At 73.7% G+C, this 25946-nt stretch carries 16 protein-coding genes and 1 rRNA gene (1 of these 17 cut by a window edge); 8 read left to right on the top strand and 9 right to left on the bottom strand.

The features are described 5' to 3' along the window. Both DEJ51_RS15355 and DEJ51_RS15360 read right to left on the bottom strand, forming a co-directional pair. Positions 1-61, bottom strand: a 16S ribosomal RNA gene (locus DEJ51_RS15355) (it extends 1464 nt beyond the left edge of the window). A gap of 559 nt (positions 62-620) precedes the next feature. Next, complete coding sequence (locus DEJ51_RS15360) at positions 621-1157, bottom strand: MarR family winged helix-turn-helix transcriptional regulator (protein ID WP_030774675.1); 537 nt, start codon at positions 1155-1157, stop codon at positions 621-623. A gap of 125 nt (positions 1158-1282) precedes the next feature. Between DEJ51_RS15360 and DEJ51_RS15365 the strand changes: the two genes are divergently transcribed. Next, positions 1283-2584: an MFS transporter gene (locus tag DEJ51_RS15365; protein ID WP_150258087.1), complete on the top strand. Its 1302-nt coding sequence runs from the start codon at positions 1283-1285 to the stop codon at positions 2582-2584. 104 nt (positions 2585-2688) lie between these two features. On the opposite strand, the gene DEJ51_RS15370 is transcribed toward DEJ51_RS15365, so the two are convergent. After that, complete coding sequence (locus tag DEJ51_RS15370) at positions 2689-4494, bottom strand: ATP-binding SpoIIE family protein phosphatase (RefSeq protein ID WP_150261943.1); 1806 nt, start codon at positions 4492-4494, stop codon at positions 2689-2691. Positions 4495-4629: 135 nt separating this feature from the next. Next, entirely contained in the window at positions 4630-6048 is a 1419-nt protein-coding gene (locus DEJ51_RS15375) for an NAD(P)/FAD-dependent oxidoreductase (RefSeq protein ID WP_150258088.1), read from the bottom strand. A gap of 338 nt (positions 6049-6386) precedes the next feature. On the opposite strand from DEJ51_RS15375, the gene DEJ51_RS15380 reads away from it, so the two are divergent. Together DEJ51_RS15380 and DEJ51_RS15385 are read left to right on the top strand one after the other, a co-directional pair. Then, positions 6387-7166: a TetR/AcrR family transcriptional regulator gene (locus DEJ51_RS15380; protein ID WP_150258089.1), complete on the top strand. Its 780-nt coding sequence runs from the start codon at positions 6387-6389 to the stop codon at positions 7164-7166. A gap of 150 nt (positions 7167-7316) precedes the next feature. Beyond that, the gene (locus DEJ51_RS15385; protein WP_150258090.1) at positions 7317-9302 is read left to right on the top strand and encodes a sigma-70 family RNA polymerase sigma factor; all 1986 of its coding nucleotides are present in this window, start codon (positions 7317-7319) and stop codon (positions 9300-9302) included. A gap of 9 nt (positions 9303-9311) precedes the next feature. On the opposite strand, the gene DEJ51_RS15390 is transcribed toward DEJ51_RS15385, so the two are convergent. Together DEJ51_RS15390 and DEJ51_RS15395 are read right to left on the bottom strand one after the other, a co-directional pair. Beyond that, the gene (locus DEJ51_RS15390) at positions 9312-12707 is read right to left on the bottom strand and encodes an AfsR/SARP family transcriptional regulator (RefSeq protein WP_150258091.1); all 3396 of its coding nucleotides are present in this window, start codon (positions 12705-12707) and stop codon (positions 9312-9314) included. A gap of 49 nt (positions 12708-12756) precedes the next feature. Further along, complete coding sequence (locus tag DEJ51_RS15395; protein WP_150258092.1) at positions 12757-13263, bottom strand: MarR family winged helix-turn-helix transcriptional regulator; 507 nt, start codon at positions 13261-13263, stop codon at positions 12757-12759. 144 nt (positions 13264-13407) lie between these two features. Here DEJ51_RS15395 and DEJ51_RS15400 point away from each other — a divergent pair, with 144 nt between their 5' ends. Continuing rightward, positions 13408-14712 carry an MFS transporter gene (locus DEJ51_RS15400; RefSeq protein WP_223835822.1) on the top strand — a complete coding sequence of 435 codons (1305 nt, stop codon included), beginning with the start codon at positions 13408-13410 and terminating at the stop codon, positions 14710-14712. Positions 14713-14737: 25 nt separating this feature from the next. On the opposite strand, the gene DEJ51_RS15405 is transcribed toward DEJ51_RS15400, so the two are convergent. Continuing rightward, a complete protein-coding gene (locus DEJ51_RS15405; protein WP_411757319.1) occupies positions 14738-16975 on the bottom strand; it encodes an asparagine synthase-related protein in 2238 nt (745 codons plus the stop codon). 630 nt (positions 16976-17605) lie between these two features. On the opposite strand from DEJ51_RS15405, the gene DEJ51_RS35050 reads away from it, so the two are divergent. From DEJ51_RS35050 to DEJ51_RS15430, 4 genes are all read left to right on the top strand, one after another. Further along, a complete protein-coding gene (locus tag DEJ51_RS35050) occupies positions 17606-19492 on the top strand; it encodes a sporulation protein (protein WP_223835823.1) in 1887 nt (628 codons plus the stop codon). 44 nt (positions 19493-19536) lie between these two features. Further along, positions 19537-20769, top strand: a complete 1233-nt coding sequence (lhgO, locus tag DEJ51_RS15420; protein WP_190620400.1) for an L-2-hydroxyglutarate oxidase — start codon at positions 19537-19539, stop codon at positions 20767-20769. Positions 20770-21049: 280 nt separating this feature from the next. After that, complete coding sequence (gene trmB, locus DEJ51_RS15425; protein WP_411757320.1) at positions 21050-21889, top strand: tRNA (guanosine(46)-N7)-methyltransferase TrmB; 840 nt, start codon at positions 21050-21052, stop codon at positions 21887-21889. A gap of 43 nt (positions 21890-21932) precedes the next feature. Continuing rightward, positions 21933-23342 (top strand): PrsW family intramembrane metalloprotease, encoded by a 1410-nt coding sequence (locus DEJ51_RS15430; protein ID WP_150258094.1) that lies wholly within the window; start codon positions 21933-21935, stop codon positions 23340-23342. Here DEJ51_RS15430 and DEJ51_RS15435 read toward each other — a convergent pair. Then, positions 23261-24283, bottom strand: coding sequence for a M23 family metallopeptidase (locus tag DEJ51_RS15435; RefSeq protein ID WP_150258095.1), 1023 nt, complete (start codon positions 24281-24283; stop codon positions 23261-23263). The genes DEJ51_RS15430 and DEJ51_RS15435 overlap by 82 nt on opposite strands. 362 nt (positions 24284-24645) lie before the next feature. Further along, positions 24646-25758 carry a PP2C family protein-serine/threonine phosphatase gene (locus tag DEJ51_RS15440; RefSeq protein WP_411757321.1) on the bottom strand — a complete coding sequence of 371 codons (1113 nt, stop codon included), beginning with the start codon at positions 25756-25758 and terminating at the stop codon, positions 24646-24648. Positions 25759-25946 lie beyond the last annotated feature (188 nt).

The raw sequence follows: 25946 nt of genomic DNA on the forward strand, positions 1-25946 counted from the left end.
CTTGCATGTGTTAAGCACGCCGCCAGCGTTCGTCCTGAGCCAGGATCAAACTCTCCATGAATGTTTACCCGTAATCGGGTGCACACATCACTTAGAGCGGGCGCATCATGTCGGAATATGACCGACGCGCCACAACGTCCTCGCTGTGTTGTTGCCTGCAAGCATCACCCGAAGGCGACCTCACAGGTCTTTTTCAAAGGAACCTCATCCACCGAAGTGGACGGGGTATCAACTTCTGGCGTTGATTTTTGGCACGCTGTTGAGTTCTCAAGGAACGGACGCTTCCTTTGTACTCACCCTCTCGGGCTTTCCTCCGGGCTTTCGTTCTGTTCTTGCGTTTCCGACTCTATCAGACTCTTTCGGGCCTGACCCCCAGTCAGCGGGGTTTGTCTTCCGGGCTGTTGGGCCCTTCCGACTCCTGAACTCTAGTGGATTTCCCTGGCGATTCATAATCGGCCTTCGGAAATGAATTCGGGCATGCCGAATGCGTTCCCGGTGGGAGATCGTGCAGAGTTGGGTGCCGCAACGAGGCGGCGGGATGCGCTGTCGCCAAAACCTTCCGGCTCTGGGACAACTCGAAGAACCTTACGGACCCGTCCGGCCCGTGTCAACCCCGGTGGTCAGCTGGGCGACTGGAGGTCCTCCACGCGGTCCAGCAAGCGGGCGAGCATGTCGCCGAGCACCCCGCGCTCCGCGGTGGAGAGGTCCTGGAGGAGGTCCTCCTCGAAGACCGTGGCCGCGCGCATCGCGTCCAGCCACTTGCTGCGGCCCTCGTCGGTGAGCTCCACGATCACGCGGACCCGGTTGGACTCGTCCCGCTCGCGGGTGACCAGGCCCTCCGCGGTCATGCGGTCGATCCGGTGGGTCATCGCCGCCGGCGTGAGGCCCAGCTGCTTCGCCAGTTCGCTCGGGCCCATCCGGTAGGGGGCTCCGGAGATGACGAGGGCCTTGAGGACCTCCCATTCCGCGTTGCTGATGCCCAGGGCCGCGGTCTGGCGGCCGTACGCGACGTTCATGCGGCGGTTCAGGCGGCTCAGCGCCGAGACGACCTTCTCCACCTGGGGGTCCAGGTCCTGGAACTCGCGCTGATAGACGGCGATCTGTTCGTCGAGGCTCGGCTCGTGGACGGGCGCAGTGCCGTCGGGGGTGTCACCCATGGGTCGAAGTATCGCACGAGCTCGTTGGCATCTAACTCCTTCGGTGTGTAGTGTTAAGGCTTGAAGTTTAGCTATGAAGTCTTCAGGCTTCAGGTCTCAAAGGCAGGTGAGAAGTGACCAGGGTGATGGGCGCTGCGATGCGGCGGATCCAGGCCGGGAACGCGCTGACGGCGTTCGGTATCGGCTTCACGGTTCCGTTCCTCTACATCTACGTGGCGCAGGTGCGGGATCTGGGTTCCATGGCCGCCACGTGCGCGTTCGTGGCCTTCGCCCTCGGCGCTCTCGTCGCGCTGCCCTTCACCGGCCGGATCATCGACCGCCGGGGCCCGGTCCCCGTGGTCGTCGGGGCCGCCGTCACCGCCTCGGCCGGCGCGCTCTCGCTCGGGCTCTCCGGCGGCATCGTGCCCATCCTGCTGTCGGCGCTGGCGCTCGGTGCCGGGCAGGCCGTGATGCAGCCGGCGCTGGCCACGATGATCGTGTGGTGCTCCACGCCGTCCACCCGGACCCGTGCCTTCGCCCTCCAGTTCTTCATGCAGAACCTGGGCCTGGGCATCGGCGGTCTCATCGGCGGCCAGATCGTCGACGAGAACCGGCCCGGCAGCTTCACCCTGCTGTTCGGCATCGAGGCCGTGATGTTCCTGGTGCTGGCCGCCGTCATCCTCAGCGTGCGGCTTCCGCACGTGCCTGCCATCAAGGACGCGATGCCGAAGGACCCGTCCCAGACGGGCGGCAGCGGCTGGAAGCGGCTGCTCCGGCACAAGGCCATGGTGCAGCTGTGCGTGCTGGGCTTCGTCGTGTTCTTCGCCTGCTACGGACAGTTCGAGTCGGGTCTGGCCGCCTTCGGTACGGAGGCCGCCGGGATCTCCCCCTCCACCCTCGGCTTCGCGCTCGCGGCCAACACCGGTGCGATCGTCGTCGCGCAGTTCGTCGTGCTCAAGCTGGTCGAGAAGCGCCGCCGGTCCCGGGTGATCGCGCTCGTCGGGCTGATCTGGACCGTGGCGTGGCTCATCGCCGGGTTCTCGGGTCTGGGGCACGGCAGCGCCATGATGGCCGCCGCCGCGTTCGTCAGCACGTACGCGCTCTTCGGCATCGGCGAGGCCATGCTGTCGCCGACCCTGGCGCCGCTGGTGGCCGACCTGGCGCCCGAGGGCTCGGTGGGCCAGTACAACTCGGCGTTCGCGCTGGTCAAGCAGATGGCGCTGGCGCTGGGGCCGCTCGGGGTGCCGCTCGGTGCGGGGGTTCCGATGCTGTACATCGGGGTCTTCGTGCTGGTGTCGCTCGGGATCGCCGTTCTCGCGCTGCGGCTCGGCAGGCGGCTGAGCCCGATGCAGGACAACCCGTGGGTGGCGAGCAGGGTCGTGGCGCAGGGTGGTCCGGTGGCCGGGGTGGCCGCCCAGGACGTCGCCGTGGAGCGCGTGCCCGCGTAGGGACGCGTGGCCGTTCATATGGCCGTACGTATTCCCGTACGTATATACGTGCGGGAAGCAGGAAGGCCCCGGTCCGGGTGGATCGGGGCCTTCCTGCTTCCCGGCTACTTGTCCGGGAGGGCGAACTCGCACCAGACGGCCTTGCCGCCGCCCGGGGTGCGGCGGGAGCCCCAGGCGGAGGCGATGGTCGCGATGATCGAGATGCCGCGGCCGGTCTCGTCGGCCGGTTCGGCGCGGCGGCGGCGCGGAAGGTGGTCGTCCCCGTCGGTGACCTCGATGATCAGCCGGCGGTCGGTGCGGCGCAGCCGCAGGCGCATGGGCGGGGTGCCGTGCTGGAGGGAGTTCGCGACGAGCTCGCTGGCGGCGAGCACGCCGAGGTCGCAGAGCTCGACGGGGAACCGCCAGGAGGCGAGGACGCCCTGGGCGAAGGCGCGGGCGCGCGGGGCCGCCTCGATGCCGCCGAGGAGTTCCAGGGCGGCGTTGTGGAAGAGCTCGGCGTCCGCTCCGGTGCGGGCGGGCTGCTGGAGGACCATCACGGCGACGTCGTCGTCGTGGTCGGCGTCCACGCCGAGGGCGCGCATGAGGCGGTCGCAGATGACGGCCGGGGTGCCCTGGGCACCGGAGAGGGCGCGCTCCAGGGCGGCGACGCCTTCGTCGATGTCCTCGCCGCGGCGTTCGACCAGGCCGTCGGTGTAGAGGACGGCGGTGGATCCGGGGCCGAGGGCGATGGTGCCGGAGGTGTGCAGCCAGCCGCCGGTGCCGAGCGGTGGGCCGGTGGGGTCGGCGGCTCTGCGTACGGTGCCGTCCTCGTCGCGGACGAGGATGGGGAGGTGGCCGGCGGAGGCGTACGCGAGCAGGCCCTCGTTGGGGTCGTGGACGGCGTAGACGCAGGTGGCGATCTGGCTGGCGTCGATCTCGGCGGCGAGGCCGTCGAGGAGCTGCAGCACCTCGTGCGGGGGCAGGTCGAGGCGGGCGTAGGCGCGGACGGCGGTGCGCAGCTGGCCCATGACGGCGGCGGCGCGCACGCCTCGGCCCATGACGTCGCCGATGACGAGGGCGGTGCGGCCGGCGCCGAGGGTGATGACGTCGTACCAGTCGCCGCCGACGGCGGCCTCGGTGCCGCCGGGCTGGTAGGTGGCGGCGACGCGCAGGTCGTCGGGCTGTTCCAGCTCCTGGGGGAGGAGGGAGCGCTGGAGGGTGACGGCGGCCTCGCGCTGGCGGCGTTCGCTGGCGCGCAGGCGCTCTACGGCTTCGGCGTGGTCGGTGACGTCGGCGAGGTGGATCAGGACGCCGGTGTGGTGGGGGTCGGGCTCGCCGCCGGTGTCGGATGCGGGGAACTCGACGGGGGTGCAGGTGACGGTGTACGAGCTGCCGCCGCCCGGTGCGGTGCGGTTCTTGGCGGTACGGGACTTGCCGCTGCGCTGGACCTGGTCGAGGAGCGGGAGGAGGCCGAGCTCGCCGAGTTCGGGGAGGGCCTCGTGGGCCGGGGCGCCGGGGGTGCGGCCTCCAAAGCCTGCGGTGTAGGCGTCGTTGACGTAGGCGACGCGGTGCTCGGGGCCGTGGACGAGGGCGACCAGGGCCGGGAGCCGGCCGAGGACCTCGCGTACGGAGAGCTCGTCGAGGGAGGGCACGGTGGTGAGGACGCCCGTCCGCCGGGGCGGGGACGCGGCCTGGGACGGGGATGGGGACGGGGACGTTCCGGTGCCGCCGTGGCCGGTCCCGGAGACCGTGGGGTCGGCGGGCTGGCCGTCGGCGGGCGTGGACCGCTCGGCTCCGGGGTCGGCGCGGCCGCCGCGGGCTGCCGGGACCGCGCCTTCCCCTCGCTTGGCCTGGGCGGCGGCGTGTTCGGACCGGGCGGCGGCGCGGCGCTGCGTTCCGGGGAACCGGGCGCTCCAGCGCGTGAAGTTCACTGCGTTCAAGCCTCGTGGTGTCGCGAGTGGTCGCTGTGTCGCTCGTGGGCGGTCGCTGACTGGACGATGTCACTCTGTGCAGGGGTGAGCGCACCTATGGTCACACGTCCAGTGTGGCCGACCGCACTGACAACGTCAGCCCTGGCCGTTCTGCGGGGGTTGGGGGGCGGGGGGCGGGGGTGGGGGCTTGTGGCCGCCGCCTGCGGCCAGTTCGAATTCTGCCCTGGGGTGTTCGAGGGAACCCAGGGAGACGATCTCACGCTTGAAGAGGCCTGAGAGGGTCCATTCGGCAAGGACGCGCATTTTGCGGTTGAAGCTGGGGACGCGGCTGAGGTGGTAGGCGCGGTGCATGAACCAGGCCGGGTAGGCCTTGAGCTTGCGGCCGTAGATGTGGGCGACGCCCCGGTGCAGGCCGAGCGAGGCGACCGAGCCCGCGTACTTGTGGGCGTACTCGGTCAGGACCTCGCCTCGGAGGGCGGCGAGGAGGTTGTCGGCGAGGACCTTGGCCTGGCGGACGGCGTGCTGGGCGTTGGGGGCGCAGTAGCGGCCCTTCTCGCCGGCGGTGATGTCGGGGACCGCGGCGGCGTCGCCCGCGGCCCAGGCGTGCTCGACTCCTTCGACGGTGAGGAAGGAGGTGCAGGCCAGGCGGCCGTGTTCGTTCCTGGGGAGGTCGGAGGCGGCCAGGACGGGGTGCGGTTTGACGCCGGCGGTCCATACGACGGTGCGGGTGGGGAAGTGGGCGCCGTCGCTGAGCACGGCGACGCGGTTCTCGCAGGATTCGAGCCGGGTCTCCAGGCGTACGTCGATGTTGCGCCGGCGCAGTTCGCGGACCGTGTAGACGCCCATTTCGGGGCCGACCTCGGGGAGGATCCGGTCACTCGCCTCGACGAGCACCCATTTCATGTCCTCGGGCTTGATGTTGTGGTAGTACCGGGCCGCGTACCGGGCCATGTCCTCCAGTTCGCCGAGTGCTTCGACGCCCGCGAAGCCGCCGCCGACGAAGACGAAGGTGAGGGCGGCGTCACGGAGGGCGGGATCGCGGGTGGAGGAGGCGATGTCCATCTGTTCGATGACGTGGTTGCGCAGTCCGATCGCTTCTTCGACCGTTTTGAATCCGATGCCGTAGTCGGCGAGTCCCGGGACGGGGAGCGTGCGGGAGATGGAGCCCGGGGCGAGGACGAGTTCGTCGTACTCCATCTCGACGGGGCCGCTGCCCTCGTCGGCGGTGGCGAGGGTGTTGACGGTCACGGTCCGTTTGGCGTGGTCGATGCGCTGGGCCTCGCCGATGACGATGCGGCACTTGCCGAGGACGCGGCGCAGGGGGACCACGACGTGGCGGGGTGAGATCGCGCCCGCGGCCGCTTCGGGGAGGAAGGGCTGGTACGTCATGTAGGGCTCGGCGGTGACCACCGTGACCTCGGCTTCGCCGGCTCTCAGCTTTCGCTGGAGGCGGAGCGCCGTATACATGCCGACGTAGCCGCCGCCGACGATCAGGATGCGCGTACGGGGCGGGGTACCGGGGTCCGTGCCCCGGGAGTTAGCAGCCTTCACCATCCCATGACGCAACGTGGCCGGGAGTTTGTCCACAGGCCCGGCAAATTGTGTGACCGGAGTGAGTGCTGGGGCGGGGTGCAAGAGGACGTCAGCTTGTGGCGAAAATCTGCAGGTCAGCCCACACGGAGTGTGACATTCCGGAGGCACGGATCGGAAAAGTGGGGGTGAATGCTCCGATCGGGCGGTGCTCCGTCCGGGGCTGCCTCTTCTGAATTGACTCTGGCTCAACTATGTTCGTATCTCGTCGAGGAGTAGGACCGGGCCCGAGACCGTGGCCCCCTCGGCGTGAAGGCGGGGAGTGTCTCCGGGGGGAGACAAATGATTACCGGGGGATACATATGAACATTTCCGATTTCCATGGTTCTGCGACCGCGCTCTCGGTCGAGAGCAACGGACGCGGCATCGCGGGCGGCACCACGCACGGCGTGGGCCGGTCCACGCCGCTGCGTGTCGACGCCCAGCGCAACCTGGAGCACGTTCTGCGGGCGGCCCGTGAGGTCTTCGGCGAGCTGGGCTACGGGGCTCCGATGGAGGACGTGGCTCGCCGCGCCCGCGTCGGTGTCGGCACCGTGTACCGGCGCTTCCCGAGCAAGGACGTCCTCGTGCGGCGCATAGCCGAGGAGGAGACCGCCCGGCTGACCGAGCAGGCCAAGGCCGCGCTGGGCCAGGAGGAGGAGCCGTGGCAGGCGCTGTCGCGCTTCCTGCGCACCTCCGTGGCCTCGGGCGCCGGGCGGCTGCTGCCGCCCCAGGTCCTGCGGGTCGGGTCGGCCGTCGAGGACGAGGCGGAGGAGGCGGAGGCGGAGGCCGTACGGGTTCCGCACCAGCGGCAGGCCGTGCCGGCCGCCGGGGCTCCCGACCTGCGGGTCGTGGGCACGCACGGCTCCGTCGAGAACGAGCCCTCCGAGGACGCGGGTGCGGGTGCGCTGCTGGAGGTCGTCGGCCGGCTGGTGCACCGGGCGCGGGAGGCCGGTGAACTGCGTGCCGACGTCACGGTGGCCGATGTGCTGCTGGTGATAGCGACGGCGGCGCCCGCGCTGCCCGACCCGGCGCAGCAGGCGGCGGCCTCGACGCGGCTGCTCGACATCCTGCTCGAAGGGCTGCGGTCCCGGACCGTGTGACCTGGGCGGGTGCCGGTGCGGGTCCGGTAGGGCGATTCGCCGGAATGTGCCCGGATGGGTGGATGGCGCGAAGACAGGTTCGGTGCCCGTCCCCCGTGTGACACGCTTGGCCGGTGTACCGGTTGAGTGTGTCGTGCGGGAGTCTCCGCGATGAGCGTTGACGGTCGGGAAGAGCCACGCGGTGGCGGCGGCAACGAGGTGGAGGCGGGCAGTCTGCCCGCCCGGCAGGTGCCGGCGCAGCGCGACCCGGGCGGGCGGCACGCACGCCCCCCGGGCTCTTCCGGACCCGGAGGCACCGGCGGCGATCTGCCCTCGTCCGACGGTGACTTGATCGCCCGGATGCGCGGCGGTGACGACGGCGCGTACGAGGAACTGTTCCGCCGGCACGCCGATTCCGTGCGCCGCTACGCCCGGTCCTGTTGCCGGGACGCGCACACCGCCGACGACCTGACGGCCGAGGTGTTCGCGCGGACCCTGCAGGCGGTACGGGGCGGGGCCGGGCCGGACCAGTCGGTGCGGGCCTATCTGCTGACCACCGTGCGCAGGGTCGCCGCGGCATGGGCGAAGACCGCCAGGCGCGAGCAACTGGTCGAGGACTTCGCGGTCTTCGCCGAACAGGCCTCCACGGGCACGGACGGCGGGGCGGCTCTGTCCGGGCTGTCCGGGGGCGACACGCTCGAACTGGGCGCGGACGTGCGGGCGATGCACGAGGCGGAGCGGTCGCTGGCCGTGCAGGCCTTCCGCAGTCTGCCCGAGCGGTGGCAAGCCGTGCTGTGGCACACCACCGTCGAGGAAGCTTCGCCGAGTGCGATCGCGCCGCTGTTCGGGCTGAGCGCCAACGCGACCGCCGTGCTGGCCAGTCGGGCCCGGGAAGGGCTCAAGCAGGCGTATCTGCAGGCCCATGTGAGTACGGCGCTGAGCGAGGGCGGCGACTGCGCGCGGTACGCGGACCGGCTGGGCGCCTACGCGCGGGGCGGGCTGCGGATGCGGGCGGAGCGGGGGCTGCGCAAGCACCTGGAGGAGTGCGTGAAGTGCCGGCTGGCCGCCGGGGAGCTCCAGGACGTCAACGCGGGCATTCCTGCGCTCCTTCCGGTCGCGGTCATCGGGTGGTTCGCCGCCGGGTACGCGGGCAAGGCCGCCGGGGTGCTGGCCGGCGGAGCCGTCGCCGCGGGCGGGGCCGGGGCGGCCGCTGCCGTCGCCGGCGGGTCGACCGCGGGGGCCGGGACGGCCGGTGCCGCAGGTGCCACCGCCGGTGCGGGTGGTGGGGCCGCGGGGGTGGGCGGCTCGGCCGGGGCTTCCGTCGCCGCCGAGGGGCTCGGGCTGCCGGCCAAGGCTGCCATCGCCGCCGGTATCGCGGTGGCCGCGGCCGCCGGGGTGGTGTTCGCGCTGGCCGGGGACGACACCGAGCCGCAGGCCCGGGCCAAGCCCGCACCCGGTGTCGCGGCGCCGGCCGTGCCTGCGCCGCCTTCGGTGCCGAAGGCACCCGCCCCGTCGGCGGCTGAGCCGGATCCGCCCGCGCCGGAGCCGGCGGCACGGGGCTCCGCGGCTCCGCGGCCCGGACCGACGCCCTCGGCCACGGCTTCCGTAGCCCCCGCGCCCGTGCCCTCCGCATCCCCGTCTCCCTCCCCCAGCCGGGAGAAGCCGTCACCGGCGCCGTCCCCCGAGCGGCCGACGCCGAAGCCGACACCGCCGAAGCCGCCGCAGGGGTTCCAGCTGGCCGGGCTCGCCCACTCGGTCTACGGGGACCACAGCGCCCCCGAGCTGCAGACCTGGCGCAGCGGCTGGGTGTGGCAGCGCCACGGGCTGGAGGTGGGCGGCCGGCGCTTCGCGCACGGCATCACCGTGAACGGGCTCTCCTCGGTGGAGATCGCCCTCAACCGGCAGTGCACGAGCTTCTCGGCGCAGGCGGGGGTGGACGGCCTGGCGCTGTTCACGGACGGCTCGGTGCGGTTCTCCGTATACGCCGACGGGGAGCGGGTGTGGCAGTCCGCCGCCCTCGGGCACGAGGACCCGCCCGCAGCCGTCCAGGTCTCCCTCGCGGGGCACAGGACGCTGCGGCTGGTGGTGGAGAAGGCCGGGCCGGGCAGCCTGCCGACGCTGGCGAGCTGGGCCGACGCCGTGCTCAGCTGCCGCTGAGCCCCGACGTCAGCGCCCCGACGTCAGCGCCGCGGCGAGCGCGGCCGGGGTGAGGGCGACGCCGGCCGCCTCCTCACGGCTGTGACGGTCCGGGCCGAGCACGGCCCGGGTCCGCTCCGGGAGGCCGTCCACGACGCCGCTCTCCGGAACGGAGCGCGGATGGCCCGCGCGCCAGGCGGTGGCCGCCGCCAGGGCCCGTACGGACTCGGCCGGCCGGCCGGCGTCGGCCAGCAGCAGCGCCGCCGCCTCGGCCATGCCGGCCAGGACGCGCTCGGCGCACCGGGCGTCGACGGCGGCGGCCAGGGCCGGACCGATCCTGGCCAGAGCGGCCACCGGGCCCTGTTCACGGCCGGTGAGGACGGCGTCGACGGTGGCCAGCCCGGCGGTGAGCTGGGCCGGCACCGTGAACCGTTCGGCCTCGTCGCGGGCCCGGTCACACTCCGCGCGTGCTCGGGCGGCGTCGCCGCGCTGGAGGGCGACGAGGGCGGAGAGGAGCCGGGCGAAGGTGCTGACGTCGTACACACCGCCGTACCGGTCGGACTCCCTGCCGGCCTCCTCCAGCAGCTGCTCGGCGTCGTCGAGGTCCCCCGCGCAGTAGGCGGTCTCGGCGATCCGGGCGATGGCGAAGGGCGCCTCGACGCTGGCCCCGACCTCGCGGGCGAGGCGCAGGCACTCCTCGTACTCGATGCGCGCCTCGGCGTACCGGCCGCGTGAGAGGGCGACCTCCCCGGCGGCGCTCGCCACCTGGGCACGGGTCCAGCGGTCGCCCACGCGCCGGGAGATCTCGTGCAGCTCGGCGAGGTCGGCGTCGACGTCGGGGAGGCCTCCGGTGACGTCGATGGCGACGTGGGCGCGGAGCATCAGGACGATGCCGAGCTCCCATTCCCCCGCGTGGATCCGGCAATTGGCGACGGACCGGTCGAGGTCGGCGTGGAAGTCGAGGGCGGTACCGGTGAGGAAGGTCGTCGCGGGCCAGAGCATCCCGGGGAAGCGGGTGGTCTCGGGGGAGCCCTGCCGGAAGGTTTCCTTGATGCGGGAGGCGAGGTCCCGGTAGCCGGAGGTACGGAACTTCTCGGCGGAGTTGCTCTCCGCCAGCAGGAACATGTCGAGGACGAGCAGGCGCATGAAGCGCCAGTACGCGGGGGTGCCCTCCGGGGGGACCTCGGGGGTGAGCGCGAGGGTCCGTGTGGTCCACTCGGCTCCTTCGGTGCGGTAGTTGCGCAGCCACCAGAACCAGCCGAGGGCGAAGACGAGGCGCTGGCCGGACTCGGTGTCGGCGGTCTCGACGACGGTGGTGTGGAGGGCCGCGCGGAGGTTGTCGAGCTCGGTCTCGACGCGCCGGATCCAGGGGAGCTGGGCGGCGGAGCGGATCAGGGGCTCGGCTTCCTCGGCGAAGGCGAGGTAGTGGGCGGCGTGGCGGCGGGCGGTGGCCCGGGCGTCGGCGGGGTGGGCGGCGGCGCGCTCGGCGGCGTACTCGTGGATGGTTTCGAGCATGCGGTAGCGCATGCCCTGACCGGGTTCGCCCCGACCGGCATCGCCCTGACCGGTGTGGCTGCGGTCCGGTTCGGCCAGGACGAGGGACTTGTCGACGAGGGAGCCGAGGACGTCGGCGGGGTCGTACGGGTCCACGTCCGCGGGGTCGGCGCAGACGGCCTCGGCGGCGGCGAGGTCGCAGCCGCCGGCGAAGACGGACAGCCGGCACAGGACGGTGCGTTCGGCCTCGTCGAGGAGGTCCCAGGACCAGTCGACCACGGCGCGCAGGGTCTGCTGGCGGGGCAGGACCGTGCGGGCGCCGCTGGTCAGGAGCCGGAAGCGGTCGTCGAGACGGTCGGCGATCTGGCGCGGCGTGAGCAGCCGCAGCCGGGCGGCGGCCAGCTCGATGGCCAGCGGCAGACCGTCCAGGCGTGCGCAGATCTCGGCCACGGCGTCCGGGTCTTCGGTGGGGCGGAAGCCGGGGCGGACCGAGGCACCACGATCGGCGAAGAGCTGGTGGGCGGGGTCGGGCGGCAGGGGCTCGACGGGGCGGACCGTCTCCCCCGGGACACCGAGGGGTTCGCGGCTGGTGGCCAGAATCCGCACACCGGGGCAGTGCGTGAGGAGGCGTTCGGCGAGTTCGGCGGCGGCGCCGATGACGTGCTCGCAGTTGTCGAGGACGAGCAGCAGGGTGCGGTGGGCGCAGTGTTCGACGAGGCGGGTGGTGGGGTCGGTGGCGGCCGGGGCCGGGGTCTCGCGGGTGACGAGGGAGCTCTCGCGCAGGCCGAGGGCGCTGAGGACGGCTCCGGGAACGGCGGCGGGCTGGTCCAGGCGGGCGAGTTCGACGATCCAGCCGGCTTCGGGGTGGGCCGCGGCGGCGTGCTCCGCGAGGCGGGTCTTGCCCGAACCACCGGGGCCGGTCAGGGTGATGAGGCGCAGCCGGGCCAGATCGCCGCGCAGGGCGTCCAGTTCGGGTTCGCGGCCGACGAAGGAGGTCAGGCGGGGGCGGAGGTTCCCGCGGGGAGCGCCGGGCGCGCCAGAGGCATCGGCGGCCACGGGAGTTCCGGGAGTCCCGGGGGCGGCGGAGGCCTCAGGCCGGGGCTGCGGGAAGAGCGGGGACTGGCGGGACTGCAGGTACTCCCGGGGCTGCAGGGACTCCCAGGACTGCAGGGACTCCCGGGGCTGCGGTGGCAGAGCCTGCGGCTGGAGGAGTTCCGCGTGCAGGGCCGCGAGTTCCGGGCCCGGGTCGGTGCCGAGGCCGTCGGCGAGGGCGCGGCGCGTGCGCTCGTACGCGGCGAGGGCCTCGGCGGGGCGGCCGGCGGCGCGCAGGGCGCGCAGCTGCTGCGCCCGGAGCGTCTCGTCGTACGGGGAGGCGTCGACCAGTGCCTCGATCTCGGGCAGGAGCGCGGCCGGAGCCGTGGCGCCGCTGCGCAGGTCCGCCTCGATGCGGTGCCGGAGGACGCCGGTGCGGCGTGCCTCGGCGACGGCCGCATGGCCGGCGCGGGCGGACTCGGGCAGGTCGGCGAAGGCGGGTCCGCGCCAGAGATCGAGGGCGGTGCGCAGGGTGCGGGAGGCGGCGGCCGGGTCGGTCGCCAGTTCCTGGCCGCCCTGGACCGCCAGCCGGTCGAACCGGTGCAGGTCGACGTCGTCGCGGGCGGCGGCCAGGAGGTAGCCGCCGGTGACGGCGGAGTGGACGGCGTCCCGGCCGCCGAGGGCGCGGCGGAGCCGGGCGACGAGGGCCTGGAGTGCGGCGGGGGCGTCCTGGGGCGGGTCGTCGCCCCAGACGTCGTCGACGAGTTCGGCGACGGAGGCCGGGCGGCCGGCCCGGAGGGCGAGGGCGGCAAGGAGCGCGCGCAACCGGGCGCCGCCCACGGGAAGACGGGCGCCGCCCTCGTCGCGCGCCTCGGTGACGCCCAGGATGAGATACCGCACCGGGCAATTCTGCCCGGCCCGTTGGGGCTGTGGTGCCCGGCCGGACACCTCAGGTGATCGACGTGTCCCCGTTGTTCTCCAGGAGCACGCGCAGAGCGCCGGCGACCGTGGCGCAGGTGGCGGGGTCCAGCGGGGCGAGCAGCTCCTGGTACTGGCGCAGGTGCTCGGCGATCATCACCTCCGTCAGCGCGAGGCTCCGTTCGGTCAGCCGGATCCGTACGGTGCGGCGGTCCTGGCCGTCCCTCACCCGCTCGACCAGGCCCTTGGCCTCCATGCGGTCGATGCGGTTGGTGATCGCCCCGGAGGTGACCATGGCGGCCGGGATGAGGGCGCCGGCGGTCAGCGCGTACGGGGGGCCGGAGCGGCACAGGGTGAAGAGGATGTCGAGCTCGCCCACCTCCAGGTCGTGCTCGGCCGCAAAGGCCTTCAGGTGCTTGTCGATGACGCGGTTCATCCGCTGGATCCGGGCCACCACCTCCACCGGCCACAGGCCGGCCGCCAGATCCGGGCGCTCCGCCGTCCACTGGCCGACGATCGCGTCCACTGCGTCGCTCATGCGCTGTCCTCCCTCGCTCGCGTCCCTCGTCCGTACCCTCCACAGAATATCTCAACGTTGAGACACTTGACGTTGAGAGGACTGGATGCTTTTATCTCAACGTTGAGATTCTCAGTCTTGAGATGGATTGGAGGGGGGCCTTCCATGACCACCACGACGGCCACCACGGGCACCACCAGCACCATGGGCACCACAGCCACCACCGGCACCACCGGTGCCGCGACCACCGCGATCACCGCCACCGCCACCGCCAGCACCCGCTCCTCGACGCCCCGGGTCGGCCCCGTTCCCGTCCTGTGGCTGGCGCTGCTGGCCACCCCCCTGGCCGCCGGGGCCAATGCCCCCGTGCTGATCCTTCCGGACATGGCCCGCTCCCTCGGGGTGAGCGCCTCGACCGCCACCTGGCTCGTCGCCTCCTACGCCTGGGCCATGGCCGTGGGCACCCCGCTGCTGGCCGGACTGCTGCGCCGCCGGGGCCTGCGGGCGGCGCTCCACCTGGCCGGCGCCCTCCTCCTCGGCGGCACCCTCCTCGTCGCCGCGTCCCCCTGGCTGCCGCTCACCCTTGCCGGACGGGCCACGCAGGCCGCCGGTGGCGCCGGTCTGGCCGCGGTCGCCATGAGCCTGGCCGGGTCGGCCCGCCGGATGGGTGTGATCAGCGCGGGCTTCGGCATCCTCGGCGCCTCCGGCCCGCTCCTCGGCGCCCAGCTCTCGCAGGTCCTCTCCTGGCGGCTCTCGCTCTGCGTATCCGTCATCGCGGTCCTCGCGGTGCCCGCGGTGAGCAGGTACGCGAAGGCTCCGGTGGCCACACCGCAGGGCCGGTTCGACGCCCGTGGCGCGGCTCTGCTGACGGCGCTCGCCACCGCCCTGGTCCTGCTGCCCCACGCACCCGCCGCCGCGCTCGGCTCCTCGGCCGTCGCCGCCACACTGCTCACGCTGCACGTACGCCGGCGCCCCGGCGGATTCGTCCCCGCCGCGCTGATCCGCAAGCCCCTCTTCCTCGGCTCCGCGCTGCTCGCCCTCGCGCTTTCGGGCTCGTACTTCACCCTGCTGTTCTCCGTGCCCCGGCTGCTCGGCGACCGGGCGGGCTGGGACACCGCCACCGCGGGCACCGGTCAGCTCGTGGCGCTGCTCACCGGATCCGCGCTCTCCTGGCTGCTGGCCGCGGCCTCGGCGCGCATGAGCCGGGTGGCCGTCCGCGCGGTGCTGATCGGGGTCGGCGCGGCGGCCGCGGCGATCGCGGTGTTCGCGAGCTGGGGCCCGCTGCTGCTGGCCGCCACCATGGGCGGGGTCTTCGCGGCGACCGGAGCCAACGCCGTGCTGTCGATGCACGCCGCTTCGAGCGCCCCCGAGGCCCAGCGCCCCACGGCCATCGGCCTGTTCGCCCTCTGCTACCAGCTGGGCGGGGCCTTCGGCCCGGCGATCGCGACCGCGCTGGTGCTCACCGCCTGAGCCGGAGCATGAGCCTGCGCCGACGTCAGGACAGCGCCGGGCGGTGCACGGGGACTCCCTCCGGCACCGCCCGGCGCCGCGCCGCGGAGGTACCCGTCCAGCAGGTGCCGCGCCGGGCCAGCAGACGGCCGAGCCACAGCTCCATCGAGACCAGTTCCGCCAGCCCGTCCAGCGGGACCGGGCGCCCCTCCGCCGCGTCGATCAGGGCCTGGCGCACGACCCGGGCCTCGATCAGCCCGGCGTCCGCGAGCAGCGGCGACGCGAACAGGTCCAGCAGCAGGCTCAGGGCGGCGCGCAGCCCCAGCAGGGTCGCCGTCTCGTTCGGCACCCGGTCCGTGGCACCCCAGCCCGGCGGGAACTCCCGCACACCCGCCGAGGACAGGACGGTGCGCAGGATCGCGGCCCGGGCCCCCGGCTGGACCCGCAGGGACTCGGGCAGGGCGCGGGCGGCCCGTACGACCTGGTTGTCCAGGAAGGGGGCGTGCAGCCGCTGGCTGCGGACCTCCACGGCCTGCTCGAAGACCCGGTGGTCGGCGGCGTGGCGGGCGAGCAGCGAGCGGGCCCGGGCCTCCCCCGGCCGCAGCGACAGCGGGGGCCGGCCGGCGGCGACGGTCAGGCGGATCGATACTTCCGCCAGTGCCTCCCCCGTGAGCCAGCCCGCCGCCGGTCCCGGGCGGGACCAGGTCAGGGCAGCGAGGGAAGCGTCCACCGGACCGGAGGATCCCTCGGTGACCCCGCCCTCGCGGAGCCGGGCCGCGGCGGCCTCCATGCCCGCGCGGTACGACGTACGGGCAAGTCTTCGGGCCGCCGAGTACACGGTGAGCGGGACCAGCAGGGACTCCCCGGAGGCTCCGGAGGCGGAGGCCGACCGGGCCAGCGCCGCCACCGGGCGCAGCAGGTGCCGCCGCCGGCGGTCCATCAGGAGGTCGGCCATGCGCGCCGGGTGGGCGTCGAGGACCTGGCGGGCGCCGTGCCCGGTGAAGTGGTCGGCCGAGCCGGCGGCCAGCCGGCGCCGCTCGCGCGCGGCGAAGACCAGGGAGGGGCCGGGTTCGTCGGTGAGCGGGCCGTCGAGCTCCGCGTACGGGAGGGCCTCCGCGGCGGCGGCCACCACGACGTGGTGCAGGCGCGGGTCGGCCGCGATGGCCCTGGCACGTTCCAGTTCGGCCTCGCGCCCCTGCGGGGTGGCCAGGTCGTTGAAGGTGACGGCCAGCAGCCGCGCCCCGGCCGGACTCAGCAGGCTGCCCGGTGCCCCCGGCAGGCCGGCCGCCAGCAGCGCCAGCGTGGCGGAGGCGCTGCCGCCGGAAAGGTCGGCGCCCACCCCCGGGGCCGGGGCACCGCGGGCGGCGCGCCGGTCGGCGGGGCCCATTCCGGGCACGGGGCCGGGATCGTACGGCGGCAGTACGTCGGGAGCATGCCGCGGAGCCGTGAGCCGGGCGCGCACGGCATCCACCAACGCTTCCCGTACGCCCTCCACCGCGCGCTCGGCGTCCGCCTCGGGGGCGGCCACCGCGAGCGAGGCGACCTGCTCGTAGCCGGTGATCTCGCGGGAGCCCTCGCGCAGGATGAGCGCGTGCCCGGGCGGGATGCGCCGCACCCCGGCGTACGGTGTGCCGTCGCCCAGGGCCTCCGGACTGTCCGGGCAGGCCAGCAGGGCGGCGAGATGGCCGATGTCGAGCTGGGCCTCGATGAGGTCGGCGAGCGGGAGGGCCGCGGTGGCGTACGCCGTGCCGCTCGCCCAGGGGGTGTAGAAGACGGGCCGGGCGCCCGCGAGGTCGCCGACGACGGTGATGCGGCGGCCGGCCTGGACGACGGCGGTGTAGCTGCCGGACCACTGGGTGAGGTGGCGCAGCGCGCCGCCGCGGGCGGCGTAGAGGGCGCGGCGCAGTTCGGCGTCGGTCGCACCGCAGCAGCCGAGGACGGCGAGCCTGGTGAAGGGATCGGCGGGGTCGGCGGTCAGCGTGCGGATCTCGTCGGGCCGCCAGTCGCCGACGGCCCAGAGGGGGTCGGGGTCTCCCCAGAGCAGCTGTGCGCCGACGGGGTGGACGGTGCGTTCCGCGTCCGCGCCCGGGTCGTCCGGATGCGCGGCGTCCGCGAGGCCGCCGCGCAGGGGTGCGCCGCCGTCGCCGCCCCGGCCGTAGCCGCCGTCGCCGTATCCGCCCTGGCCGGAGGCCTGTCCGGCGGCCCGCCCGGCACCCTGGCCAAAGACGCGTCCGGCCGTGCCGAAGCTCGCGGCGATACTGCTCCAACCCACCAACCAGCGCACCGCCGCCTCCCCAGCCCGTGGGCACATGACCGGGGCACAGGCAGCACGGACAGCGCTGAGGGCGCGGCCGCGGGACCCCGGGTGGCTCGGGGTCCATGCTGCCACGGGACAGGCGTGCGAGAGTGGTTAAAGGGGGCGCACACGCAAACGAACACGCCCTGGCAACTCGGTATTTGACGTTCCGTTCCCACCGCCCCATAGGTCGCTTTCAGCCATTCTTCGGCCGCCGGAAGGGCCGTCACGGGCCTCCGGCACCCGACGAGGGGGGCGCGGTCCGGGGGGCGCGTTCCACCCCCCGGACCGTTCCGCCACCCGCGGGGATTGAGGCAGCGGCATCCCCCGACCCGCCCGGTCAGGCGGCGGGTCGACCCACGCACCGCACATCGAATCGCCGGGTCCGGGGACCGGCCAGAGCGCACGGGCGGGCGCACGGCCACACGGACGGAGCACGCGATGACACGTGCGCCCCGGCCCCGGGCTCGGGGCGGACTGTGCAAACGGACAACAATCCCGCCATACGGAAGTAAGGGCCTTAACGCTTGGGAGGCGGGGAACTACGCTGGGTTTACGAAATGCCGGGCGCCTATGCCCCGGCGGCGTCTGCGTTCCGCGTGTGACGAGGGGTGGCGCATGTCCAGGGAGCTCCGCGAGCCCAACGAGAAGCTCGGCGCCGTCCTCGCCCTCGCGGGCATCAGCAACGCCGGGCTGGCCCGGCGGGTCAACGACCTCGGAGCGCAGCGCGGCCTGACGCTCCGGTACGACAAGACGTCGGTGGCCCGGTGGGTGTCGAAGGGGATGGTGCCCCAGGGCGCCGCCCCCCATCTGATCGCGGCCGCCATCGGCGCGAAGCTGGGGCGGCCGGTACCGCTGCACGAGATCGGGCTGGCGGACGCCGACCCCGCGCCCGAGGTCGGGCTGGCCTTCCCGCGCGACGTGGGTGCGGCGGTGCGCTCGGCCACCGACCTCTACCGGCTCGACCTCGCCGGGCGGCGCGGCGGGGGCGGGATCTGGCAGTCGCTGGCGGGCTCGTTCTCCGTGGCGGCGTACGCGACGCCCGCCTCGCGCTGGCTGATATCTCCCGCCGACAGTTCGGTGGCCCGGGAACCGGCGGGCAGCCGTCCCCCGCACCTCACGGCCGGCGAGCCCACGACGGGACAGCCGACGGCGGGACAGCCGCCAGCAGGGCACGCGACGGCAGGGCACGCGACGACGGGTCACATGGTGAGAGGTCACGCGGTGACCGACGACGTGGCTGCCGGCCACGCGACGACCGACGGCCCGGCGTCCGGCGCCGTCCCGATGCCGGACCCCGTGGCGCGGCACTCCATGGTCCAGAGCCCCGTGTCAGTGACCCCCTCGGCTCACGACGCGCCGGCGCGCGAGGCGACGGCAGCACCAGGGCCCCGGTCCTCCCCGGACGGCCGCACGACCGGCCCGGCGACAGGGCCGATGGCAGGCCCCGCGTCAGGCCATGTGGCAGGACCGGCATCCGGAACGACGACAGGACCGGCGACAGGCCCGATGACGGGACCGGCGACAGGCCCGCCGTCCATCGTTGTGCCCGCCCAGCCCGGACCCGAAACGCCGCGCGACCTCGGCCAGCGCGTGGGCCACAGCGATGTGACGAAGCTGCGCGAGGCCGCCGAGGACGCGCGCCGCTGGGACTCCAAGTACGGCGGCGGGGACTGGCGTTCGTCGATGGTTCCCGAGTGCCTGCGGGTGGACGCGGCACCGCTGCTGCTCGGCTCGTACACCGACGAGGTGGGCCGCGCGCTGTTCGGCGCGACCGCCGAACTGACCCGGCTGGCCGGGTGGATGGCCTTCGACACGGGCCAGCAGGAAGCGGCCCAGCGCTACTACATCCAGGCGCTGCGGCTCGCCCGCGCGGCCGCGGACGTACCGCTCGGCGGCTATGTGCTGGCCTCGATGTCCCTGCAGGCGACCTACCGGGACTTCCCCGACGAGGGGGTGGACCTCGCGCAGGCGGCCGTCGAGCGCAACCGGGGTCTCGCCACCGCCCGCACCATGAGTTTCTTCCGGCTGGTCGAGGCGCGGGCGCACGCGAAGGCGGGCGACTCGACGGCGGCGGGGACGGCGCTGCGGGCGGCGGAGGGCTGGCTGGAGCGGTCCCGGGAGGGCGATCCGGATCCGACCTGGCTGGGTTTCTACTCGTACGACCGTTTCGCGGCAGATGCCGCAGAATGCTACCGGGATCTGAAACTGCCCCGGCAGGTGAGGCGGTTCACCGAGCAGGCTCTGTCGCGCCCCACCGAGGAGTACGTACGGTCGCACGGGCTGCGGCTGGTCGTGAGCGCGGTCGCCGAGCTGGAGTCGGGCAATCTCGACGCGGCGTGCGCGGCGGGCACCCGGGCGGTGGAGGTGGCGGGGAGGATCTCCTCGGCACGGACGACCGAATACGTACGGGACCTGCTGCACCGCCTGGAACCGTACGGGGACGAGCCGCGCGTGGCGGAGCTGCGGGAGCGGGCCCGGCCGCTGTTGGTGGCGCAGGCGTAAGACCTGTCTTCCGGGGGCCGCGTGGCCGCGTTGTCGGTGCCGGGGTGCAGTATGCAGGGGTGGGAGGTGTCAGCGTGGGTGGCGGCGTGGACTGCGATGTGCTGGTGATCGGCGGCGGAATCGTCGGCCTGTCGACGGCGCATGCCGTGGCGCGCCTGGCTCCGGGGACCAGGGTCGTGGTCCTGGAGAAGGAGTCGGGCCCGGCCCGGCACCAGACGGGCCGCAACAGCGGGGTGATCCACAGCGGGATCTACTACCGCCCGGGTTCCCTCAAGGCGCGCTTCGCGGTGAGCGGGGCCGCCGAGATGGTCAAGTTCTGTGCGGAGCACGGGATTCCGCACGAGGTCACGGGCAAGCTGATCGTCGCCACGGAGCGGGAGGAGCTGCCTCGGCTGCACGCCCTGGTCCAGCGCGGCCGGGAGAACGGCATTCCGGTGCGCGAGCTCGGCCCGGCTCAGATCACGGAGTACGAGCCGGAGGTGCGCGGGCTGGCGGCGATCCACGTCGGCAGCACCGGGATCGTCGACTACGGCCGGGTGAGCGCCCAGCTCGCCGAGTCCTCCGGCGCGGAGATCGTCTACGGCGGCGCCGTGGACCTGATCTCGCGGCGCCCCTCGGCCGTGGCGGTCCGCACGACGTCCGGCCTGGTGGTCAGGGCGCGGGTCCTGGTGAACTGCGCGGGCCTCCAGTGCGACCGGATCGCCCGCCTCGCCGGGGACGACCCGGGCATGCGGATCATCCCCTTCCGCGGCGAGTACTACGACCTGACGCGGCCTGACCTGGTCAGGGGCCTGGTGTACCCGGTGCCCGACCCGGCGTTCCCCTTCCTCGGGGTGCACCTCACCCGGGGCATCGGCGGCGGTGTCCACGTCGGCCCCAACGCCGTGCCCGCGCTGGCCCGCGAGGGCTACGCCTGGTCGGCGGTGCGGCCCCGGGACATCGCGGACGAGCTCGCCTGGCCGGGATCCTGGCGGATGGCCGCGCGGCACTGGCGGTACGGGACGGGCGAGATCCACCGCTCGCTCTCGAAGCAGGCCTTCACCCGGGCGGTACGGCGCCTGCTGCCGGCCGTCACCGCCGCCGACCTGCGGCCGGCCGCGGCCGGGGTACGCGCCCAGGCCGTGCTGCGCGACGGCACCCTGGCCGACGACTTCCTGATCCGCGACGCCCCGCGTACGGTCCACGTCCTCAACGCCCCGTCGCCGGCCGCGACGGCGTCCCTCCCGATCGGCCGGGAGATCGCCACCCGCGCCCTGCGGACCCTCGGCTCGGCCTGACCGGCCCACCCGGCCCGGTCTGCGTTCGAGGCGCGGGCGGGTACGGAGGGGGGCGGGCTGCAACTCGCAGGGCGGCCGGGCCGGGCGCGCGGGGCCGTGGCGCCGCCGGGGCCGGGCCGGAGCACGGCGCAGGTCCGGGCGCGCGGCGCCGCAGGCAGCCGGGGCGCGGTCGTGGGCGCCGGCCGATGCGGCGGGGGCCGGCACCGGCGCCACGCGCGGACGCGGTCCGGAGCCGCTCGCGCAGCGGCGCCGCGACCCCCCGTCGTAGAATCAGCGCATTGTGTCTGAGTCCCTGAACCCCACGCCGCCCGCCGTCCCGGACGTCCCCGTCGCCGACTACGCCGCCGACGCCGCGCCGGAGGCGAACTCGTACGTGCCCCCGAAGTGGCGCACCGAGCCCCGCTTCCCCGACGGGCCCGCGCCGGACCCGGCCGGCTCGCACCACGAGCGGCGGATCCGGAGCTTCCAGCCCCGGCGCAGCCGGGTCACCACCGGCCAGGGTGAGGCCCTGAAGCGCCTGTGGGGCACCTGGGGCCTGGACATCGACGGCCACCGGGTCCTCGACCTCGACGAGCTCTTCGGCGGCCTGCCGGTCGTCCTGGAGATCGGCTTCGGCATGGGCGAGGCCACGGCGCAGATGGCCGCCGCCGACCCCGGCACCGGGATCCTCGCCGCCGACGTGCACACCCCCGGGCAGGGCAATCTGCTCGCCCTCGCCGAGCGCGGCGGGATGACCAACGTCCGGGTGGCCAACGGCGACGCCATCATCCTGCTCCGCGAGATGCTGCCGCCGGACTCGCTGGCCGGTATCCGCGTGTACTTCCCGGACCCGTGGCCCAAGGCCCGCCACCACAAGCGCCGGCTGATCCAGCCGGACTTCCTCACGCTGGCCGCCACCCGCCTCGCGCCCGGGGCCGTACTGCACTGCGCGACCGACTGGGAGCCGTACGCCGAGCAGATGCTCGAAGTGCTCACCGCGCACCCGGACTTCGAGAACACGCAGCCCGACGGCGGCTACTCCCCGCGTCCCGGCTTCCGGCCGCTGACCCGCTTCGAGGGCCAGGGCCTCGACAAGGGCCACCTCGTACACGACTTGCTCTTCCGTCGCACGGAGAACTGACAAGGTCACCGCGCGTGTCAGACCGGCTCGCTAGGGTCATGGTGTGTACCGAGCGCTCCATCTCGTACTGCCACGTCCGTCCGGCACGGTCCGCACCTGCGTGCTCCTCACCCTGCTCGCCGCGACCGGGGTAGCCATCCTCGAACTCGTGCGGGAACAGACCGGCACCGCCGGCTTCCTGGTCGGTCTCGGTCTCGCCCTGCTGCCGGTGGCGCCGCTCATGGCGGCCTTCCGGTGGCTGGGCCGGGCCGCGCCCGCGCCCTGGTCGCAGCTGCTGTTCTGCTTCGGCTGGGGTGCCTGCACCGCGGCCCTGATCGCGATACTGGCCAACAACTTCGCCACCCAGTGGATAGCCGCGACCACCACCGACGCCTCCACCGCCGATCACCTCGGCTCGGTGGCCATCGCCCCGGTGGTGGAGGAGAGCGCCAAGGCGGCTGCCCTGCTGCTGGTGTTCACGTTCCGAAGACGCCATTTCACCGGTCCCGCCGACGGGTTCGTGGTGGCCGGGTTCACCGCCACCGGCTTCGCCTTCACCGAGAACATCCTCTACCTCGGCAACGCCTTCGTGGAGGACCTGGCCGACCGCAGCAGCGCGCTGGAGTCCGTGACGGCGGCGACCTTCTTCGTACGGATAGTGCTGTCGCCCTTCGCGCACCCGCTGTTCACCGTCCTCACCGGGCTGGGCTTCGGCGTGGCCGCCGTGAGCGCCCGCCGCTCGCGCAGGATCGGCCCGCCGCTGCTCGGCCTGGCCCTGGCCATGGGCATGCACGCGCTGTGGAACGGCTCCTCGCAGTTCGGGGAGCACGGGTTCTACGTGGTCTACAGCTGCGTGATGGTCCCGGTGTTCGGGCTGCTGGTGTGGCTGGCGGTGCGGATAAGGCGTGACCGGTTGCGGGCCGTCGAGGGTGAGCTCGCGCAGTACGCGGCGGCGGGCTGGCTCGGCCCGGCCGAGGTCCCGGCCCTGGTCTCGATGCCGGCCCGGTCGCTGGCCCGCACCCTGGCCCGGCGCAGCGGAGGCCGGGCGGCCGGCCGCGTGGTCGCCCGGTACGAGGCGGATGCGGCGGCCCTGGCCCTGCTGCGGAACCGGGCGCGGCGCGGCGGCCCCGTACGGGAACGGGATTTCGCGGGCCGGGAACGGGAGTTGCTGCACCGGCTCTGGCAGTCCCGGGCGACGGCGGGTCCCGCGCTGGCCCGGGCGGCGGTACTGGAGGAGCTGATCCCGCCGTGGTTCGACCCGTTGGACCCGGCGGCCGCGCGGACGGACGTGCCCGGGCCGCGGAACGCCGCATCCGGCCCCGGGGGCGAATGCGGTCCCGGGAACGAGTGCGACCCCGTCAACGCGTGCGGCTCCGGGCCCGGAGCCGGGTCTCAGACGGTCAGGCCCTTGGAGTTCAGCCACGCCAGCGGGTCCTGCGTCGATCCGCCCTTGCGTACTTCCAGGTGGAGATGAGGTCCGGTGACGTTGCCGGTGGCGCCGACGCGGCCGATGGTGTCGCCGGCGCCGACCGCACCGGAGGTCACCGACATCGAGGAGAGGTGGCAGTACCAGATCTCCGTACCGTCGGGGAGCTCCAGCACGATCCGGTAGCCGTACGCACCGGACCAGCCCGCCGAGGTGATCTTCCCGGCGGCCACGGCCTTGGCCGGGGTGCCGGTCGGGGCCGCGAAGTCGAGGCCGGTGTGGTGACCGGAGGACCACATCGAGCCGGAGTCACCGTAGTGCGAGGTGAGGGTGTAGGCGGAGGTGGGCAGGGAGTAGCTGCCGGACGGCTTGGCGAGGCGCTCCTGTTCGGCCTTGGCCGCCGCCTCCGCCGCCGCGGCCTTCGCCTCGGCCTCTTCCTTGGCCTTCGCCTCGGCCTGCGTCTTCGCCTCCTCGGCCTTGTGGGCCGCCTCCAGCTTCTCCTTGGCCTCCTGGGCGGCAGCCTGTCGCGCCGCGTCCTCGGCCTCCGCCCGGGCCTTCGCCTCGGCGGCGTCCTGCTGGGACTCGGCCTGCTGGAGGATGCGGTTGCGCAGCACCTCGCCCGCGTCGACGCCCTGGGCGGACTGCTGGGCGATGATCCCGGTCCGCTCGCCGGTCGGGGTCGCCGATCCGGAATCGGCGTCCTCCTGCTGGGCCTTGTCCCCGGTCATCATGTCGGGCAGGGCCGGCAGGGATATCGCGATCTGGGGCCGGTCCTGCGCCGTGGCGATGCCACCGGCGCCGACCGCCGCGATGACACCGACGCCGAGCACGGTGGAGCTGCGGGCGAGTCCTCCGCGCTGCTTGGCGACCCGGTGCTTGCCGCGGACCGGCCGCACCGAATCCTCGGTGGGATTCCACTCGCCCCAGGCACCCGCGGTGGGCGGCTCCTGGATTTCGATGCCTTCAGGGGCAGGCAAGTTGGAGGCCACCGGGGCACACTCCTCATCGACGCGCGGGACGCGCGCGCGCACGGTGCCGTCTCTTGCGACGGCTGGGACGACCGCGCTGCGTTATCGAAAGGTAATAGACGGAGGGGAGTGATTCCAAGCTACTCCGCTTGATCGTTCCCACCAATCAGCCACTCACCGACTGGCTTTGGCCATCCCTTATCGCCGCGAAACCGGCTCAACCAGGGCATAAACAGAGCGACTCACGCATCACTTCAGCCACAGGCCGGAAATGACGGTTCGTCAACTTCCTTGCGGAGAGCATCTCTTCCATCACCCACCGTCACCACGCGCCCTCACGTATTCCCGTCTTCCCGTCTTCCCGTCTTCACGTCTTCACGTCTTCACGTCGCGCGAGGCACCACCGGTACGGTCCGCCGCCGCTCCGGTTCCCGCTCCCCCGGCCTGCCGACCGCGAGCAGCGCCATGTCGTCCGTCGCCCCGCCGCCCGTATGCCGGCGCACATCGCTGCTGAGCGCGCTGAGCAGCGCCTGCGGCCCCGGGAAGATCCGCCCGCGCAGCCGGGCGGCCGGATCGTAGAAGTCCCCCGCCCCGTCCCGGGCCTCGGTCAGCCCGTCCGTGTAGAGCAGCAGGGTGGTCCCCGCCGGAAAGGCCCACTCCTGCACCAGGTCCGGCCAGCCCCCCAGCTCCCCCATGCCGAGCGGCAGAGCGGGCTCCGCCGGGGCGAGGACCGCCAGCTCCCCGTTCCCGTGCAGCAGCAGCGGCTCCGGGTGACCGCGGTTGAGCAGACGCAGCACGCCCGCGCCCGGCGGGATCTCCCCGAGCACGCACGTCGTGAACCCCTCCACCGCGTCCAGGCTGTCGCGCCGGATGCCCTCGCGGTTCAGCGCCCGCTCCAGCCGCTGCGCCAGCGCCTCCAGCGTCGGCTCGGTGTCCGCCGCCTCCCGGAACGCCCCGAGCACCACCGCGACGGCCTCCACCGCCCCCAGCCCCTTGCCCCGTACGTCACCCACCGCCAGCCGCACCCCGTACGGGGTCTCCTGGACCGCGTACAGGTCGCCGCCGATGAAGGCGTCGGCCTGCGCGGCCTCGTACCAGGCACAGACGTGCAGCCCCCCGATGCGCTCGGCGGGCTTCGGCAGCACCGCACGCTGCGCGGCCTCGGCGATCCCGCGCGCCGAGGCGAGGCGCTCGCCGCTGCGCCGCACCATGCGGTTGATCAGGACCGCCAGCCCCGCGACGGTCAGTACGGTCACCAGCTCGGTCAGCGCCTCGACCTTCCAGCTGGTGCCGCCCAGGACGTGCAGCACGAACACCGCGAACACGGCCAGGCCGCCGGTCAGGGCCGTGGCCCAGAGGGTGAACAGCGGGGCGGCGATCAGAGGGGCCGCCGTGAAGAACGGGGACCCCGTGAAGCTGGGCGGGGTCAGCACGTCGAAGACCATCCCGAGGACGATCAGCACACCCGGCAACATCCGGACCACGCGACGGGTCACACCGTTCGCATTGCCGCTCCCGTTCGCGTTCCCGTTCGTGTTCCCGTTCGCGCGCCCAGCGGTGTCGTCCTGCCGGCCCAGCCCCACCACGCCGCTCTCCTGCCGCCCGGTCCGCCGCGCGGGTCCGGGCCCGCCGCCTCCTCGCCCCTCAAGGCTGGCGGCAGGAGCACCCGTACGGCGACCTGACG

Origin of the sequence: Streptomyces venezuelae (assembly GCF_008642275.1) — a bacterium.
GTDB lineage: Bacteria > Actinomycetota > Actinomycetes > Streptomycetales > Streptomycetaceae > Streptomyces > Streptomyces venezuelae_E.